Raw genomic sequence first — 17,393 nt, forward strand, 5'->3', positions numbered from 1 at the left:
TACCTAACTTACATAATGCAAAACATTGCTTCTTATAGCATTACCTATTCAAAACCCCGAAAGGCTTTTAGGTCACTCGCTCTTTCTGTGTCTTTAATGATAGTACCAGGTATAAATGCTTTAAAAGAAGATCATCCTAATTACTTCTATATAAGCTTTATTATCATATGCTTATTAATTTGGATTTACATTTCCATCGAATTATTGGCAAGCAAAACAACCTTTACTATAAATAACGACCAGTTAACAGTGACAGACTCTTTATTTAATCGTCACAAAACGAAAATCTATGAGCTAAAACAAATAGAGGAACTGGAAATTGAGAATCTAAAAATCAAATACTGGTCTAACCACGTTGAAGTTAGTAAAAACAAGGTCCTTACCTTTTTTTACCGCGATAAAGAAATACTGCTTGGCAGTGGGTTAAAGAATTTTAATGCGGACGAATTATTTAATCAAATTAATGCAGCAATGATAGCCCCCGAATAAACTCCCACTAGCACAAACTTAGCATATGGGGTACCGAAGCAAGTTCGGCATGACTTAGGATTACTAGTATAATTAAACCAGGATAAGCATCCTGTAAATCCTAAAAATCCGCTCAATCCTGGTTCATACACAACTCCACCAACACCCCTCCCACGTCCTTCGGATGCACAAAACAAACCAGCTTATTATCCGCACCGCGCTTAGGCACATCATTTAATAACACAAAACCTTCGGCTTTAAGGCGGGCCATTTCGGCTTCAATATCATCTACCTCAAAGGCTATGTGGTGGATGCCTTCGCCCTTTTTTTCTAAGAATCTGGCTATCGGGCTATCAGGCGTAGTGGCCTCCAATAGCTCTATTTTATTGGGTCCGCTTTGCAGAAAGGCGGTTTTGACGCCCTCGGTCAACACCTCCTCTATCTTGTATATGTCAGTGTTAAGCAAGGTTTTCCAGATTGCTCCGGCGCTTTCAATGCTGCTTACGGCTATACCGATATGCTCTACCTTTTTCATAGACAAAAATTGCAAATTAATGACTGCCTAAGCTACAAAGCCTGATTTAAAACTAAAAGTTTGCTTATCTTTGTAATTCAAAATACTGCTATGGACTTTCCTATCTATTTAGATAATAACGCAACCACTCCGATGGACCCACGGGTATTGGAAGCGATGCTGCCTTACTTTACCAACAAGTTTGGTAACGCGGCCAGCCGCAACCATGCTTTTGGCTGGGTGGCCGAAGAAGCTGTTGATTACGCCCGCGAGCAAGTGGCTAAACTGATTGGTGCAACCGAGAAAGAGATCATCTTTACCTCTGGCGCTACCGAGAGCGATAACTTGGCTATTAAAGGTGTATTTGAGATGTATAAGGAAAAAGGCAACCACATCATTACCGCTGTTACTGAGCACAAAGCGGTATTGGATGCCTGCAAACACGTTGAAAAAATTGGCGGCCGCGTTACTTACTTAAATGTAAAAGAAGATGGCCTGATTGACCTGGCCGAACTGGAAGCCGCTATGACTCCTGAAACCATCCTGGTATCTATCATGTATGGTAACAACGAGATTGGCGTGATCCAGCCGGTAAAAGAAATTGCTGCTATTGCCCACAAACACGGTGCACTGTTTATGACAGATGCTACTCAGGCAGTAGGTAAAATTCCTGTTGATGTAAATGCAGACGGCATTGACCTGTTGGCTATGTCGGCTCATAAAATATATGGACCTAAAGGTGTAGGTGCACTGTACGTACGCCGTAAAGGACCACGTGTTAAAGTTACTGCCCAGATGGACGGTGGCGGTCACGAGCGCGGTATGCGCTCTGGTACGCTGAACGTTCCGGGTATTGTTGGTTTAGGTAAAGCATGCGAGCTTTGTCAGGAGGAAATGGAAAGCGAAGCAAAACGCCTTTCTACCCTGCGTGACAAACTGCAGAACGAACTGACCAAACTGGAAGAAAGCTATGTAAACGGTAACGTTGAACACCGCTTACCACACGTAGCCAACATTTCTTTCAAATACGTAGAGGGCGAAGGCTTGATGATGGCTATGAAAGATCTGGCCGTATCATCAGGTTCAGCTTGTACTTCAGCGTCACTGGAGCCATCATACGTACTGAAAAGCTTGGGCTTGTCTGACGATCTGGCACACTCTTCTATCCGTTTCGGTCTTGGCCGTTTCACAACCGAAGAGGAAGTTGATTACGCTATCGAGGTAACCCGCAAAGCGGTTAACCACCTGCGCGATCTGTCGCCGCTATGGGAGATGTTCAAAGATGGCATCGACCTGAGCACTATTGAGTGGGCAGAACACTAAGAATTAGTTTTTAGTTCATGGTTGATAGATCATGGATTGGAACACTTTTTGAGGCAATAATTTATAAAAAACATCATGACAAGTAGACCATGAACAATGATCTATAAACCATGAACTAAATACAAAAACAATGGCTTATTCAGATAAAGTAATTGACCACTACACCAATCCGCGTAACGTGGGTACTTTAGATAAAGGCAGCAGTGCTGTAGGTACCGGTTTAGTGGGCGCTCCTGAGTGCGGCGACGTAATGCGTCTGCAAATTCAGGTTGACGAGAACAACGTGATCACCGATGCAAAATTCAAAACCTTTGGTTGCGGTTCTGCCATCGCGTCATCATCGCTGGCAACAGAGTGGCTGAAAGGCAAAAGCATTGACGAGGCCATGACAATTGACAACATGGATATCGTTGAAGAGCTGGCCCTGCCACCAGTAAAAATTCACTGCTCGGTATTGGCAGAAGACGCCATCAAAGCCGCTATTAACGATTACCGCGTTAAAAACGGTTTGGAGCCGATTGCAGTAGAGAAATCACACCATTGAGTTAAGTGGTGAGTGGTTGACGAAGTGAGTAGTTAATTTACTATCAACCCCACCTGTTTAGCGAGTAGCTCGATTAATAACTTAATCAACTACTCACTTAATCAACTCAATCAACTAAAAACAAAATGGTAACAGTAACCGATAAAGCAAAAGATAAAATTGACCACCTGATGCAGGATGCCGGGTTGGATAGTTCATACTTCTTGCGCGTGTCTGTAAAGGGCGGCGGCTGTTCGGGCTTGTCATACAACCTCGATTTTGATAACGAGGAACGTAAAGGCGATCAGTTTTTTGAAGATCAGGGCGTGCGTTTGGCGCTGGATATGAAATCGTTTTTATACCTGGCCGGCACCGAGCTTGATTTTAGCGACGGACTGAACGGCAAGGGTTTCAATTTCCATAACCCCAATGCATCACGCACCTGCGGTTGCGGCGAGAGTTTCTCGGTATAATATACCGCCAAGCATAAAAAAAGCCTTCGTGAAAACGAGGGCTTTTTTATTTTTATTTCGATTTAATATTAAGCAATTATTAACGGCCTAGATCAGCGCCATCACCAAAAATGTGCATAGCAACGCAATCAGGTAAGCAATCATAAGCGAGGCATTCTGACGCTCGATCGCACGACGCATTTTTTGTTCAGGGGTCATTGTTTTTAGGTTTCAGATTGCAGAAATAAAATTAATGTTAAATCCTGAATTTCAGCAAGTTTTTAGCCATAAAAATACAAAAAGGGTAAAATCACCCTGCCTGGCCGCCAGAACCTACAGGAGTAAGCAGCATAAACCACGGTCGGCCGCTAATTAATGGCTTTTTAACTTTAAAATTTTAAATTTAACATTATGTTACGCGTCAGTCAGCTCTTCATTTATCCGGTAAAATCATTGGGAGGCATAGCGCTCAATAATGCACTGGTAACAGACCGCGGACTGCGGTATGACCGCCGCTGGATGCTGGTTGACGATAATAACCGTTTCCTTTCACAACGCGAGTTGCCGCAGATGGCGCTCTTTAAACCGGCACTGCATAAACAAGGCATCAGCGTAACTTACACCCCAGATCAATCATCGTTCCTCATTCCTTTTCAGCCTCAAACCACCACCCTTGATACCTTTACCGTTTGGGACGATAGCATTACCGGTCAATACGTAAGCCCAGCTGCAGACGAATGGTTTACCCAAAAGCTGGGCGTCAATTGCCGCCTGGCTTATATGCCTGACGACACACAACGGCAAACCGACCTTAAATATGCCCAACCCGGTATGATCACCTCTTTTGCAGACGCCTACCCTTTCCTGCTCATCGGACAGGCCTCGCTGGATGATCTGAGCAACCGTGTCGGTCATGCTATTCCGGCGAACCGTTTTCGCCCTAACATCGTCTTCACCGGCGGCGAGTCATTTGCAGAAGACGAATTGGCACATTTCAGCATCAATAACATTCACTTCTATGGCGTAAAGCTTTGCGTCCGCTGTCCGGTACCGGGCATAGATCAGGATACAGCCGAACGCCAGAAAGAACCACTGAAAACACTGGCAGGCTTCCGCCGCAGGCTGAATAAAGTTTACTTCGGGCAAAACCTTACGCACGTTGGCCAAGGTACTATTGCCGTGGGCGATGAAATGGAGATATTGAAAGTGAAGGAAGCAGCCGTGTTTGAGTAAGCCATCCCATTTTGTCATTGCGAGCAGGGTCGAGGTTGGGAACTGAGCGCGAAGCAATCTCGTCGCATGTTTATGCAAGCGACGAGATTGCTTCGTCACCCTTACCTCATCTCCCCAGCGTTCCTCGCAATGACAAATTAATTTATGATTGGCCCCTTTCAAAAAACCTAACCGCTAACCAACCAATCTCTAATCTCTGCCAAAGGCTTCTCTTAACAAAAAAATATTTTGATTTCCCGGAAAAATAAGTGTTAATTTAACAATTAATTATAATCAATGACGAACCTAAAAAATTACGTGATTGGAGTAGATTATGGCTCCGATTCGGTACGCTCTGTTATTGTTGATGCCGCTACCGGCAAAGAGTTAGCCACCTCAGTTTATTATTATCGCCGCTGGCAGCAGGGTTTATACTGCGATGCACCGGCCAATCAGTTCCGCCAACACCCGCAAGACTACATTGACGGCCTGGAAACCACCATTAAAGATTGTGTTGCCAAAGCCGGCCCAGAAGTGGCTGCCGCTGTGCGCGCCATCTCGGTTGATACCACCGGCTCTACCCCTGTTGCGGTAAACGCACAAGGTGTGCCTCTGGCCTTATTGCCTGAGTTTGCAGAAAACCCGAACGCCATGTTTGTGCTGTGGAAAGACCACACTTCAATTGGCGAGGCTGCAGAGATCAATGCTCATGCTGCTAAATACGATACCAACTACCTGCAATATGTAGGCGGTATCTACTCGTCTGAATGGTTTTGGGCCAAACTGCTGCATGTGCTACGTGTAGACGAGAAAGTGCGCGCTGCCTGCCACTCATGGGTTGAGCATTGCGATTGGATTCCGTTCCTGCTTACCGGCGGTACCGATGCTGCAGCTATTCTGCGCGGCCGTTGCTCTGCTGGTCACAAAGCACTGTGGGCTGCTGAGTTTGGCGGCTTGCCTCCAAATGATTTCTTCAAAGCGCTTGATCCGCTGCTAGACGGTATTACCGACCGTCTGTATAAAGACACTTATACTTCTGACGTTTCTGCCGGCACTTTAAGCGCCGAGTGGGCTGAACGCCTGGGCCTGAGCGCCGACGTTAAAGTTGGTGTAGGAGCGTTTGACGCACACATGGGCGCCGTAGGTGGCCAGATTGAGCCTTACTACCTGAGCAAGGTAATGGGTACCTCAACCTGCGATATCCTGGTAGCTCCAAATACAGATATGGATGGCAAACTGGTAGCAGGTATCTGCGGTCAGGTTGATGGTTCGGTTATCCCTGGTATGGCTGGTCTTGAAGCAGGTCAATCTGCCTTTGGCGATACTTATGCATGGTTCCGTAAACTGATTGAATGGCCGTTGCAAAACATCCTGGCTAATACCAAAATTGTAGAAGCACATACCGCACAACTGCTGGTTGAAGAAGTTTCAGGGAAAATCATTCCAGAACTGAGCAAACAAGCTGCTGCATTGCCATTAAATGATAACGCCGAGCTGGCTATCGACTGGTTTAACGGTCGCCGTACGCCAGATGCTAACCAGTTATTAAAAGGCAGCATTGCCGGTTTAACCCTGGGTAGCGATGCTCCACGTGTGTTCCGCGCGCTGGCAGAGGCTACTTGCTTTGGCGCCCGTGCCATTGTAGAGCGCTTCCGCAGCGAGGGCGTGCCTGTTAAAGGTTTGATTGGTATTGGTGGTGTGGCCAAAAAATCGCCATACATTATGCAAATGATGTCTGACGTATTGCAGATGCCAATCCGCATTCACCAGTTTGAACATACCTGTGCTTTGGGTGCTGCCATGTTTGCTGCTACCGTAGCCGGCATCTACCCTAACGTATCAGAAGCCATGAACGCCATGGGCGGCGGCTTTGACGTAGAGTACACGCCAAACAACGAGCTGGCCGGTTTCTATGATACACGTTATCAGAAATACCTGTCGCTGGGGCAATTTATCGAAGCAAATACAACCTCACATTAATTTAAAATGAGCAAATATCAACACATTAAAGAAGAAGCTTACCGCGCCAACATGCAGCTGCCTAAGCTGGGCCTGGTACTCTTCACCTTCGGCAACGTTAGCGCAGCCGATCGTAGCCTGGGTGTTTTCGCTATTAAGCCAAGCGGCGTGCCTTATGAGGATCTTTCGCCAGAAAAAATGGTGATTGTTGACTTTGATGGCAAAACCATTGAAGGCGATCTGCGCCCGTCAAGCGATACGCTTACTCACGCTGTGCTTTACAAACACTGGGATGGTATTAATGGCATTGTGCACACGCACTCTACCTACGGCACTGCCTGGGCACAAGCACAACGCGATATTCCAATCTTTGGTACTACCCATGCCGATCATAACACGGTAGATATCCCTTGCGCGCCGCCAATGAGCGACGAAATGATTCAGGGTAACTACGAGTATCAGACCGGCTTCCAGATCATGGATTGCTTTCAGGACAAAGGCCTGGATTATAAAGAGGTTGAAATGGTATTAGTGGGCAACCACGCCCCATTCACCTGGGGTAAAACTGCCGATAAAGCTGTTTATAACAGCGCCGTGCTGGAAACCTGCGCACAAATGGCTTACCTTACCGAGAAGATTAACCCTCAGGCCCCACGCTTAAAAGATGCTTTGATTAAAAAGCATTACGAGCGCAAGCACGGGCCAGATTCTTACTACGGTCAATAATTAATCATTGATTTTGAAGTAGTGAATCTAAAAACATGAAAACACAATATTCTAAAACCAAGATAATGGCCCGCCTCAGTTCCCCCTTCAGGGGGTTAGGGGGCTTGTTGGTAATACTGCTTTTTTCTCTTGGCTCTTTCGCACAAACCCGCGTTGCTGAAACACCGCCCATGGGTTGGAACAGCTACAACTGTTTTGGCTCTGCCGTGCATGAAGATGAAGTGCGCGCCAATGCCGACTATATGGCCAAAAACCTAAAGCAGCATGGCTGGCAGTACATCGTGATAGATTTTCTTTGGGACTATGATAATCCTCCTGGCAGCAACATTGGTAACCCTTACCAACGTAACCTGCAGGATGGTTCTTTTGTGCCCTGGTTAACTATGGATCAATACGGCAGACTGGAGCCACAACCTAACAAGTTCCCATCAGCATGGGGCGGCAAAGGGTTTAAACCGGTAAGTGATTATGTACACTCGCTCGGTCTAAAATTCGGCATCCATATTATGCGTGGCATTCCACGTCAGGCGGTATGGGCAAAATCGCCGGTGTTGGGTGCCAAAGGTATCACAGCCGATATGATTGCCGATACCTCATCAAAATGCACCTGGCTAAACCACATGTATGGCCTGAATATGAGCAAACCCGGCGCACAGGAATACCTGAACTCGCTGCTTAATCTGTATGCCTCTTGGGGTGTAGATTTTATTAAGGTTGACGACTTATCTCGCCCGTACAGCACTGCCGAGGTGGAAGGTTACCGTAAGGCGATTGACCAATGCGGCCGCCCTATTGTGTTCAGCTTATCACCTGGCGAAACACCGGTAGCACAAGCAGCCCACGTTACCAAAAACGGCAATATGTGGCGCATGGCAGACGATTTCTGGGACAACTGGAAAGAAGTGCTGCACATGTTTGAGTATGCTAAGAACTGGGAAGGCGTAGGCGGTCCGGGTCACTGGCCAGATTGCGATATGCTGCAAATTGGCAAGCTATCAAAACGCGGTCCGGTTGGCAAAGAGCGCTACAGCCGTTTTACCGATGACGAACTGTATACCCACATGACCTTCTGGTGCCTTTACCGCGCACCTTTAATGATTGGCGGTAACATGCCTGAAAATCGCGACATCGAGACCAAACTGTTTACCAATGATGAGGTGCTGGCCGCTAATCAGCAAGGCCTGAATCCAAAGCAGCTTTATAAGAAAGATGGCAGCATGGTATGGTACTCGCAAGCTAAAGGTAAGAAAGCCTACTACGTGGGCCTATTTAACATCGGCGACCAGGACCAGAATGTTAGCGTCAACTTTGCCGATCTCGGCCTGAAAGGCAAGATCAAAGTACGCAACCTGTGGAACAAGGCCGATGTGGGCTCTTTCAGCAGTAATTATCAGCAAAAAATCAACAAACATGGGGCAATACTTTTGTTGCTCACCGCTCAGTAAAATATCCTAATAACAATTCAAAAAATGATCGATCTTAAAAAATTAGAAGTTTGGTTTGTTACCGGCAGCCAGCACCTGTATGGCGAAGAAACCCTGAAACAGGTGGCCGAACACTCAAAGCAAATAGCAGCTGGTATTAACAACGCGCCACAGGTTCCTGTAAGCGTGGTTTTTAAACCAATTGTAAAAGGTACCGAAGAAATTACCGCCATCTGCAAAGCGGCTAATAATGACGATAACTGTATCGGTATCATTACCTGGATGCACACTTTCTCGCCTGCCAAAATGTGGATCAACGGCCTGAAAGTATTGAACAAGCCAGTGCTGCACCTGCACACCCAGTTCAATGCCGAAATTCCATGGTCTTCTATCGATATGGACTTTATGAACCTGAACCAGAGCGCCCACGGCGACCGCGAGTTTGGTTTCATCATGTCTCGTCTGCGTATTAAACGTAAAGTGGTTGTTGGTCACTGGCAAGAGCAGGAAGTGCTTGACCAGATCAACACCTGGAGCCGCGCTGCTGCTGGCTGGAACGATTGGCAAGGTGCTAAATTTGTTCGCTTTGGCGATAACATGCGCTTTGTCGCTGTTACCGATGGCGATAAAGTTGAGGCTGAACTGAAATTTGGTTTCGCTGTAAACACTCACGGTATTGGTGATCTGGTTGCTGTAATTGACAGCATCACCGATCAGCAAGTTGATGACCTGATTGCCGTTTACGAGAAAGAATACACCGTGGTACCAGAACTGCAAAAAGGCGGTGCTAAATATCAATCGCTGCGTGATGCTGCGAAGATTGAGTGCGGTATGCGCAAATTCTTACAGGATGGTGGCTACAAAGGTTACAGCGATACTTTTGAAGACCTGCATGGTATGGCTCAGCTGCCAGGCATCGCTTCACAGCGCCTGATGGCCGAAGGCTACGGCTTTGCTGGCGAGGGCGACTGGAAAACTGCTGCCCTGGTACGTGCAATGAAAGTTATGGGTGCTGGCCTTCCAGGCGGTAACGCATTTATGGAAGACTACACTTACCATTTTGATGGCGACAACTCACTGGTACTGGGCTCACACATGCTGGAGGTTGATCCATCAATAGCTGGTACTAAACCAACTGTAGAAATTCATGAGCTGGGTATTGGCGGCAAAGCTGATCCTGTGCGCCTGGTGTTTAACGCTGGTGCAGGTAAAGCACTGAATGCTTCTATTGTTGATATGGGCAACCGTTTCCGTATGATCATTAACGAGGTTGAAGCTGTTGAGCCAACTAAAGATCTGCCTAAACTGCCTGTGGCCCGCGTACTGTGGAAACCACTGCCAGATATGAAAACCGGTTGTGCAGCCTGGATCTATGCCGGCGGCGCTCACCACACTGCCTACAGCCAAAACCTGAGCAGCGATCTGCTGATCGATTTTGCTAAAATGGCAGGCATCGAGTACCTGGTAATTGACAAGGATACTACTCTGAACGGTATCCAGAAAGAGATTGCCTGGAACGAAGCTTATTACGGTTTGTTCAAATAAGAACACCCCTCCCGACCTCCCCTAAGGGGAGGAGATAGAAGAAACGCCTGCTCATGAGAGCAGGCGTTTTTGTTTTATATTAATTGTGCTCTTAAAAGCCCTCCCCTTCGGGGAGGGTTGGGAGGGGTCTGTTCAACAACCCCTGAAAAGCCTCAATAAACTGCCCGATATGTAAGCCATCTACCAGCGCATGGTGCACGTGGATAGACACCGGCATAGTGCGGCGACCGTCTTTCTCGGTCATCTTGCCAAATGAAATACTCGGACCACTCATTTTGGCCGAGAACATGCGGGCGTGGGATATCGACGTAAAATCAATCCATGGCAAGGCCGAGAAACGAATAATATTTTCAATGGATGCAGGTACCAGGTCTGTACGGCTCCTTACGTCCGCCATTTCTTTCAAAGCCTCGGGCATAAATGCCGCCAGCGTTGGATAGTATTGAAAATAGCCAAAACCGAAAGTACCATTATCGCGGGGTACGGTGGATGCGGCATCTACCCTATCGTAAATAAAAACCTCATCATCTTCAATACGATATTTAAATGGCTCAATAAACTGGGCTGCTCCCAGCGCGCGGTACATGCAGTAAAGAAAGAAGGAGATATGGTTGGCCTTGGCAAACTGATAGGCAACCGTTACATCTACATTAATGACGACACCATAAATAGGCTCCTCAAACTTACTGAACAGGTTGTAATGCTCCTTACGTGCCCAGGTATGAATATCTACTTTATGTTTCATAGCGATGTTACAAAAGTACGGGTTAAACGTAGCTTCTGTGCAATTTCTTAGCTATTATGAACGCTAATTGACGGGGAATTTTTATCTTACAAGCCTAATTTAGTTTTGTATAATGAAAGTGAGGGAGTTAGCCCTATTGAGTATAGTTTTACCGGCTTTGTTTATTAGCACAAATGTTAAGGCACGAAAAATAAGCGAGCCCGTGCGCAAGGCCATGGAGCAAGCCAGTGCCGATGATATGAAAGCCAGCATTACCTACCTGGCTGATGATAAACTAAAAGGCCGCATGCCCGGTACCGAAGGTTTCCAAACAGCTGCCGATTACGTGATTGACCAGATGAAAGCCTACGGTGTAGAACCCGCGGGCGATAATGGCACCTGGCAGCAAAACATAAAACTACGCAAAGCACTTACCGCAAAAGGCGCGCAGATAGAGCTGAACCTCAATGGCAAGCCATTTGATGCTGCAGCAAAACATATTGCCATTACCGGCACCCCGGTTCAACAGGATATTGATGTGAGCGGCAAACTGGTATTTGCTGGCTACGGTGTAAGCGAACCTAAACTGGGTTATGATGATTATGCCGGCATCAACGTAAAAGGAAAGATCATCGTTATTCTGCGTGGTGCACCATCGTTCTTTGAGTCGTCCGTTACAGCGCACGTTCAAAATACCACCACCATATTAAAAGTTGCTGCCGAACACGGCGCAGTTGGCGTGCTGATCGGTCCTGCAGATTCTACCCTTAAGTTTGTTTCAGGCAGTCGCCCGGCACAGTACAGTGCGCTGGATAAAGACGGCAGGGTAACCGTATCGCGCAGTTTTTACAGTGATAAGGTAAAGCTGTTTGCCACTATTGATCAACAATTATTTAACCAGTTAATTCAACAGGGCGGCAAAACCACGGCAACAGTTACGCAATCGATTAAATCAGGAAAAACCTCATCGTTCGATATTGGCGGCGCTTTGCATATCGGCTATCATTCAGTTTGGACAGATATCAACAGCTTTAATATCATCGGTAAAATCTCCGGATCAGACCCGAAGCTACGTAACGAGTATGTGGTGCACAGCGCACACCTTGATCACGTAGGTATCGGTCCGGCCGTACAGGGCGACTCTATTTATAACGGCGCGCATGATAATGCCTCCGGTGTGGCCAGCTTGTTGCAGATCGCTAAGATCTACCACAACATGCCGCAAAAGCCAAAACGCTCTATCCTGGTGGTAATGGTAACTGCCGAGGAAATGGGCGACCTGGGTTCTGGCTACTTTGCCAAATATCCCACCGTACCGGTTAAACAAATGGTGGCCGATGTAAATACCGATATGCCAACTATTATTGCCCCGCTCCTCTCGGTAACGGCTTTGGGTGCAGAACACTCATCGTTATCAAAAAAGGTTGATGAGGCTTGTGCCGAACTGGGACTGGGCGTGGAACCTGACCCTGAGCCAGACCAGAACCGTTTTGTACGCAGCGATCAGTATAGCTTTGTGTTGCAGGGTATTCCGGCGTTGCATGTTAAATATGGCAGCAAAACAGCCGACGGCAAAAACAACCTGAACGATATGGTAAAAGTATGGCGCGAGAAATACTACCACAAACCGCAAGACGATATTAACGGCGTGTTTGATTTTAACGCAGGCCGCAAATATGCCCAACTTAACTTTCTGATTGGCTACCTGGTGGCTATGGACCCAAAACGACCTGTTTGGAATAAGGGAGATTTTTTTGAAAAACATTAACTTGCAACACTGATCAACAAAAACCAATTCACTTCAATGAGTAAATATAAAGGCCAGGACAGGTTTCTTTTAGCGATTGACTGTATCATCTTCGGGTTTGATGGCTCAAACATTAAGCTACTGCTGGTACACCGCGATATTGAGCCCGAGAAAGATAAATGGAGCCTGATGGGCGGCTTTGTGCACGCCGACGAAACACCAGACGATGCCGCCAACCGTATCCTGGAAGAGTTGACCGGTCTTAAAAGCGTATATATGGAACAGATGCAAGCCTTTGGTGCACTAAACCGCGATCCGGTAGAGCGTACCGTTTCTATTGCCTATTACGCTTTAATTGATATTCACAAATACGAGCAGCAACTGAGCCACAAGCACCACGCCGAATGGTTTTTGGTTGGCGATATGCCCGATCTGATCTTTGACCACAGCGACATGGTGAAGATGGCCAAAAAGCGCCTGCAATATAAAGCTGCGCTGCACCCTATCTTGTTCCAACTGCTGCCGGAGAAATTTACCATCCCGCAATTACAGGCCTTGTACGAGGGTATCTATCAGTCTAAACTTGATGACCGTAATTTTAGCCGTAAGTTGCTGTCGACCGGGTTACTCATCAAGCTACCTGAAAAAGAGAAACTATCATCAAAAAAAGGAGCATTCTATTACACGCTGGATCAATCGCACTATATGGAAAACTTCCACTCGTTTTTGAACTTCATCCCTAACCCCGATCGCTTTTTTAAAGACTAAAACGCCGGGTTATGGCCTGCCGACATTCAAAAAACGGCTTAAACAGTATACTTTGCCACAGCGGCATGGGCTTTAGCGGATAACCGATATTGAGCGCCGGGCGATATAGATAAGCAGATAAGCGCTGCTCATCCACTGCATCCAGGTGCTGTAGGTGCCGCGGTTTTGTAATGATAGCTCCTGCCGGCAGTTCGCTGTTAAACGAACTGTTGGCGCGCGCCGGTTTGCCCGCTACGGTAGGTATCAGTAAGATAGGCGAAAAATTGATATTTAAAAAGCGGGCTATCTGGCCGGTAATGGATTCTACATCTTCACAAATATTTTCATAGCGGATAACCAGGTAACTGCCTGGCTCTTTCCGCCCTTCATGGCGGGCAATTTTGTAGGTGGCTGCCATCTCACGTAAACATCTGCCCAAATTCAAACCAGGCTCCATCTGCTTGCGCGATATAAATACATCAACAGGCGCACGCAATACGTGGATAAAGCGGGCATTGGCCATCTCATTTCTAATGGCAGATAAATACAGTTCCTGGGTAGGCGTTTTATCAACCCAGTACTTAGCTTCAGCAGCACCTGTTACCGCGGCATAAGCCAGCACAATAGCCAAATGCGGCCACTGTGAAATATGCCCCAATCTACGGCTGCATACCTGATGCCAGGCATCTGCATAACGTGCAAAATCTACATACAACGAAGCCGTGCGGGTAGTGCGCCCCAGCAGCCAGTATGGCGCCTGGTTAATAGGGTTAGCCAGCCTGCGCAACCACTCTCGCGTTAAATAGCCGCCCCATTCATCAGTAGGCAATCTTTCTAAATGATGTACCTGGTTGGTAAAAAATGTCCCCTCGGCTGGTAGCACGGTCAGATCGGGATGCCCATCCAACAGATCGCGTATCAGGGTGGTACCGCTCCTGTGCACACCACAAATAAACAATGGACTCATGGCCAGTTGCAGTCCCCTTTCAATCTGCGCTTTAGTAAGCTGAATTGGTCCAGCTTCGAGGGCAGCAGCCCACACCGCGTCAGACCATTGACCAGCCGCCTGTAGCAACGCAGGCGTTGGGCGCTGGTCTTGTTTACCCATAGGCAACAAAGCATCTAGCCTGCTCTCAAGTTCTATAATGGTTGGATACGATGGCATGTTAGTATGTAATTATCCCTTCAACTTGTAATAACGTCAACACCATCTCTGCGGCCTCTGTCTCCGTGCAATGTTCTGTATTAATAACCATGTTAGGTTTCTCTGGCACCTCATAGGGCGAATTAATGCCGGTAAAATTGGGGATGGATTGATTCAACGCCTTTTTGTACAACTGCTTTGGATCACGACGGGCGCATTCTTCCAGGCTGCACTTTACGTAAATTTCCAGAAAACGGCCTTCAGGAAACTGCTTTTTTACCTCCTCGCGATCAGTTGCAAACGGCGAGATAAATGAACACAGCACAACAGCGCCCGATTGATAAAATAATCCAGCCACCGCTGCTGCCCTGCGGATGTTCTCGTGTCGGTCGGCAGCGGTGAAACCAAGATCTTTGTTTAATCCGCTGCGCAGTTGATCGCCATCTAACGCAAATGAGTGCACACCCTGCTCAAACAAGCGCAGCTTCACTTCATCGGCAATGGTAGTTTTTCCCGCTCCGCTTAGGCCGGTAAGCCAAACCACAGCGGCTTTATGCCCGTTACGCTGCTCTATGGCCTCTAATGCGCGGCCATCATATTGTGCGGTGATAATATCGGGTGTCAAAGTAATGTGATTTATAATTCATTACGATGACCGCCCGGGATTGGTTGCTTTACGTTAAACCATTGTTAATGGTTTAAAATGCTTGCCCCTGCATAAAATCTATGAGCTGCACTTATGCACCACCACCAAGTGTTTTGGGTAATTTCACTTTAAACGTGGTGCCCTCACCGGGGGCAGATATTACCTCTATAGTGCCATGATGCTGTTCAATGATGCCAAACACAATGGCAAGGCCCAGACCTGTGCCCTCGCCAATATCCTTAGTAGTAAAGAAAGGGTCAAAAATGTGTTGCTTTACCGCTTCGGTCATGCCGAGGCCGGAATCAGTAATTTCTATCAGGATAGAGTCGGGAGTATCATGCGTAGTAATCTGCACATACTCTTTATGATGCTTAGGCTTAGCCTTAATGGCCTGTATGCTGTTGTTAATGAGGTTTACAAACACCTGGTTAATTTTACCCGGATAGCAATTGAGCAGCGGCAGCTTATCCAGTACCGGTTTTATTTCGATATAATACGGAATGGTGCTGCGCAGAATTACCAGCGTGGTAAGTATGGACCGGTTAATATCAGCAGGCTTGAGTACCGGCTCATCCGTGCGACTAAATGCACGCAGACTTTGCACAATTTCTACCGTGCGGCCCGCGCCTTCTTCAATACCATCCAGCAAGGTGCCTATTTCGGCTTTGATAAAATCAACGTCAATCTCTTTACGGTATTCGGTTATACGTTGTCTTAACTCAGTATCATCTATCGCGCCATCCAGTTGATGATAATAATCGAGCAATACAAAAAGCTCTGCCATATCCAGCTTGAGCGGCTTGATGTTAGAACTTACAAAGTTGATAGGATTATTAATCTCGTGTGCAATGCCGGCCGTTAGCTGCCCCAGCGAGGCCATCTTCTCTTTCTCAATCAACTTTATCTGGGCCGATTTCAGGTTCTCTATGGTTGAAGAAAGATGTTTATTGCTCTCGATCAGCTCCTGAGTACGTTCTTTCACCCGGTTTTCCAGGCTGATGTTTTGCTCGGTAATCAGCTTTTCGTTTTCACGGGCAATGGTAAGCGCAAAGTTTTGGACTTCCTGGTTTTGCTTACGATAAAAGTTAATACGGTCTGCCAATGCTACCGAGAAGATGATCAACTCAAAAGCCGAACTATAAAGCACAATGTTGGCCATAAAACTGTTATAAGCAATAAAGCCCTTGTTACGCAAAATGGTTATGAGTATGGTGAACAAAAACAGACTCCAACCCATCATAAAAAACTTGGCTGGTTTAAATCCTTTAAGATAAAGCCCCAAACCGATAACAATAAGCGAAATAGAGTTGATCACAGCAACCGATGTGATCAGGCTAAAAGCGATGGTTGTTTGTCCGGCCAATACGGCAACAACAGGTAGTATAGAAATTGCAAACAGGCCGATATAAAAACGCCTGTAACGGCGCCCCATGTTAATTTTAATCTGCAAAAACTCTTGTACAAAAAGCAGAATAGAAACCCAGAAACAAACCCTGACAACAGGCACCAGGTAATTATTGGCTACAACTTTGTTGATATTCAAAAAATCAAGGTTCAGTCCACGTATCTGCCATTGTGTAATGCCCAGAAAGAATACGTAGATAATGTAATAAAGGTAGTTGACATCCTTCACCAGCACAAAAAGAATCAGGTTATATAGGATCATTACTAAAATAATGCCCATAAAAACACCTAGTACAAGGTTGTTAGCAGCTACATCTCTTTCAAAACTATCATCACTTTGTACGCTGATAGGAATAGCCAGCGAATCATTGCTGCGGATGCAGAGGTAAACCTGGATTGCATGCCCCGGCGGCACGCTATAATCTATGCTTCTGACACCCGAATTAATAATACCATTACTCACCCCATTATGCTGAACACCAACGTGTATAATCCTTTGGTCTGTCGCTTGAGTAAACAAATCAAACGCATCAATTATGCCGCTGTTAATGGTAATATGTATAAAGGGCTCATCGCTTTTATTGCGTAGTGTAAACCGCACCCATATAGCAGAGTCTGCATAACGCAGAAAAGGTAATGATGATGCCGGGGGATGAAACTGCGTGCTGTTTATTACTTGCTGCGCAAGGAAGTTGCCTTTGTGATCTTCCAATACATCAACATAACGGCGGGTGAGGAAAACAGACTGGCCGTCATCAACAGTAACTGTATCGGCCGCACGGGCAGCAAACGTAAAGCAACATATCAGCAAAAGGAAAAACAGCTTCCTCATTAA

16 protein-coding genes are annotated in these 17,393 nt (G+C 46.6%); 11 read left to right on the plus strand and 5 right to left on the minus strand.

Annotated elements, in window-relative coordinates; all coding sequences use genetic code 11:
* Positions 1-15: 15 nt before the first annotated feature.
* On the plus strand, positions 16-489 hold the full coding sequence (locus tag ABZR88_RS14475) for a hypothetical protein (protein WP_107826648.1): 474 nt from the start codon (positions 16-18) through the stop codon (positions 487-489).
* Positions 490-601: 112 nt separating this feature from the next.
* Here ABZR88_RS14475 and mce read toward each other — a convergent pair whose 3' ends face one another.
* Positions 602-1,003 carry a methylmalonyl-CoA epimerase gene (gene mce, locus ABZR88_RS14480; RefSeq protein ID WP_107826647.1) on the minus strand — a complete coding sequence of 134 codons (402 nt, stop codon included), beginning with the start codon at positions 1,001-1,003 and terminating at the stop codon, positions 602-604.
* 90 nt (positions 1,004-1,093) lie between these two features.
* Between mce and ABZR88_RS14485 the strand changes: the two genes are divergently transcribed.
* From ABZR88_RS14485 to araA, 8 genes are all read left to right on the plus strand, one after another.
* Entirely contained in the window at positions 1,094-2,305 is a 1,212-nt protein-coding gene (locus ABZR88_RS14485) for an IscS subfamily cysteine desulfurase (RefSeq protein ID WP_107826646.1), read from the plus strand.
* Between the two features lie 130 nt (positions 2,306-2,435).
* Positions 2,436-2,849 (plus strand): Fe-S cluster assembly scaffold IscU, encoded by a 414-nt coding sequence (gene iscU, locus ABZR88_RS14490; protein ID WP_107826645.1) that lies wholly within the window; start codon positions 2,436-2,438, stop codon positions 2,847-2,849.
* A 125-nt stretch (positions 2,850-2,974) separates the two neighbouring features.
* A complete protein-coding gene (locus tag ABZR88_RS14495) occupies positions 2,975-3,301 on the plus strand; it encodes an iron-sulfur cluster assembly accessory protein (protein ID WP_107826644.1) in 327 nt (108 codons plus the stop codon).
* 390 nt (positions 3,302-3,691) lie between these two features.
* Positions 3,692-4,513, plus strand: coding sequence for an MOSC domain-containing protein (locus tag ABZR88_RS14500; protein WP_107826643.1), 822 nt, complete (start codon positions 3,692-3,694; stop codon positions 4,511-4,513).
* A 276-nt stretch (positions 4,514-4,789) separates the two neighbouring features.
* Positions 4,790-6,472: a ribulokinase gene (locus ABZR88_RS14505; protein WP_107826642.1), complete on the plus strand. Its 1,683-nt coding sequence runs from the start codon at positions 4,790-4,792 to the stop codon at positions 6,470-6,472.
* Positions 6,473-6,478: 6 nt separating this feature from the next.
* Complete coding sequence (locus ABZR88_RS14510) at positions 6,479-7,177, plus strand: L-ribulose-5-phosphate 4-epimerase (RefSeq protein ID WP_107826641.1); 699 nt, start codon at positions 6,479-6,481, stop codon at positions 7,175-7,177.
* Positions 7,178-7,212: 35 nt separating this feature from the next.
* On the plus strand, positions 7,213-8,622 hold the full coding sequence (locus ABZR88_RS14515) for a glycoside hydrolase family 27 protein (RefSeq protein ID WP_107826640.1): 1,410 nt from the start codon (positions 7,213-7,215) through the stop codon (positions 8,620-8,622).
* Between the two features lie 24 nt (positions 8,623-8,646).
* On the plus strand, positions 8,647-10,146 hold the full coding sequence (gene araA, locus ABZR88_RS14520; protein WP_107826639.1) for an L-arabinose isomerase: 1,500 nt from the start codon (positions 8,647-8,649) through the stop codon (positions 10,144-10,146).
* Between the two features lie 91 nt (positions 10,147-10,237).
* Here araA and ABZR88_RS14525 read toward each other — a convergent pair whose 3' ends face one another.
* Positions 10,238-10,891: a CatA-like O-acetyltransferase gene (locus ABZR88_RS14525; RefSeq protein WP_107826638.1), complete on the minus strand. Its 654-nt coding sequence runs from the start codon at positions 10,889-10,891 to the stop codon at positions 10,238-10,240.
* Positions 10,892-11,003: 112 nt separating this feature from the next.
* Here ABZR88_RS14525 and ABZR88_RS14530 point away from each other — a divergent pair, with 112 nt between their 5' ends.
* Both ABZR88_RS14530 and ABZR88_RS14535 read left to right on the plus strand, forming a co-directional pair.
* Positions 11,004-12,638: a M28 family peptidase gene (locus ABZR88_RS14530; protein WP_107826637.1), complete on the plus strand. Its 1,635-nt coding sequence runs from the start codon at positions 11,004-11,006 to the stop codon at positions 12,636-12,638.
* 36 nt (positions 12,639-12,674) lie between these two features.
* Positions 12,675-13,385: an NUDIX hydrolase gene (locus ABZR88_RS14535; protein WP_107826636.1), complete on the plus strand. Its 711-nt coding sequence runs from the start codon at positions 12,675-12,677 to the stop codon at positions 13,383-13,385.
* On the opposite strand, the gene ABZR88_RS14540 is transcribed toward ABZR88_RS14535, so the two are convergent.
* The 3 genes from ABZR88_RS14540 to ABZR88_RS14550 form a co-directional block, all read right to left on the minus strand.
* Entirely contained in the window at positions 13,375-14,529 is a 1,155-nt protein-coding gene (locus ABZR88_RS14540) for a sulfotransferase (protein WP_107826635.1), read from the minus strand. The two genes, ABZR88_RS14535 and ABZR88_RS14540, sit on opposite strands and share 11 nt — an antisense overlap.
* Position 14,530: 1 nt before the next feature.
* Positions 14,531-15,133, minus strand: a complete 603-nt coding sequence (gene cysC, locus ABZR88_RS14545) for an adenylyl-sulfate kinase (protein ID WP_211309735.1) — start codon at positions 15,131-15,133, stop codon at positions 14,531-14,533.
* 112 nt (positions 15,134-15,245) lie between these two features.
* Positions 15,246-17,390, minus strand: coding sequence for a 7TM diverse intracellular signaling domain-containing protein (locus ABZR88_RS14550; RefSeq protein ID WP_107826634.1), 2,145 nt, complete (start codon positions 17,388-17,390; stop codon positions 15,246-15,248).
* Between the last annotated feature and the right edge of the window lie 3 nt (positions 17,391-17,393).

Source organism: Mucilaginibacter yixingensis (assembly GCF_041080815.1).
GTDB classification, from domain to species: Bacteria; Bacteroidota; Bacteroidia; order Sphingobacteriales; family Sphingobacteriaceae; genus Mucilaginibacter; species Mucilaginibacter yixingensis.

Bases quoted from the DNA above. Each gene is read 5' to 3' on its own strand.
- ABZR88_RS14475 (WP_107826648.1), top strand. From the start codon at position 16: ATGCAAAACATTGCTTCTTATAGCATTACCTATTCAAAACCCCGAAAG.
- mce (WP_107826647.1), bottom strand. From the start codon at position 1,003: ATGAAAAAGGTAGAGCATATCGGTATAGCCGTAAGCAGCATTGAAAGC.
- ABZR88_RS14485 (WP_107826646.1), top strand. From the start codon at position 1,094: ATGGACTTTCCTATCTATTTAGATAATAACGCAACCACTCCGATGGAC.
- iscU (WP_107826645.1), top strand. From the start codon at position 2,436: ATGGCTTATTCAGATAAAGTAATTGACCACTACACCAATCCGCGTAAC.
- ABZR88_RS14495 (WP_107826644.1), top strand. From the start codon at position 2,975: ATGGTAACAGTAACCGATAAAGCAAAAGATAAAATTGACCACCTGATG.
- ABZR88_RS14500 (WP_107826643.1), top strand. From the start codon at position 3,692: ATGTTACGCGTCAGTCAGCTCTTCATTTATCCGGTAAAATCATTGGGA.
- ABZR88_RS14505 (WP_107826642.1), top strand. From the start codon at position 4,790: ATGACGAACCTAAAAAATTACGTGATTGGAGTAGATTATGGCTCCGAT.
- ABZR88_RS14510 (WP_107826641.1), top strand. From the start codon at position 6,479: ATGAGCAAATATCAACACATTAAAGAAGAAGCTTACCGCGCCAACATG.
- ABZR88_RS14515 (WP_107826640.1), top strand. From the start codon at position 7,213: ATGAAAACACAATATTCTAAAACCAAGATAATGGCCCGCCTCAGTTCC.
- araA (WP_107826639.1), top strand. From the start codon at position 8,647: ATGATCGATCTTAAAAAATTAGAAGTTTGGTTTGTTACCGGCAGCCAG.
- ABZR88_RS14525 (WP_107826638.1), bottom strand. From the start codon at position 10,891: ATGAAACATAAAGTAGATATTCATACCTGGGCACGTAAGGAGCATTAC.
- ABZR88_RS14530 (WP_107826637.1), top strand. From the start codon at position 11,004: ATGAAAGTGAGGGAGTTAGCCCTATTGAGTATAGTTTTACCGGCTTTG.
- ABZR88_RS14535 (WP_107826636.1), top strand. From the start codon at position 12,675: ATGAGTAAATATAAAGGCCAGGACAGGTTTCTTTTAGCGATTGACTGT.
- ABZR88_RS14540 (WP_107826635.1), bottom strand. From the start codon at position 14,529: ATGCCATCGTATCCAACCATTATAGAACTTGAGAGCAGGCTAGATGCT.
- ABZR88_RS14550 (WP_107826634.1), bottom strand. From the start codon at position 17,390: ATGAGGAAGCTGTTTTTCCTTTTGCTGATATGTTGCTTTACGTTTGCT.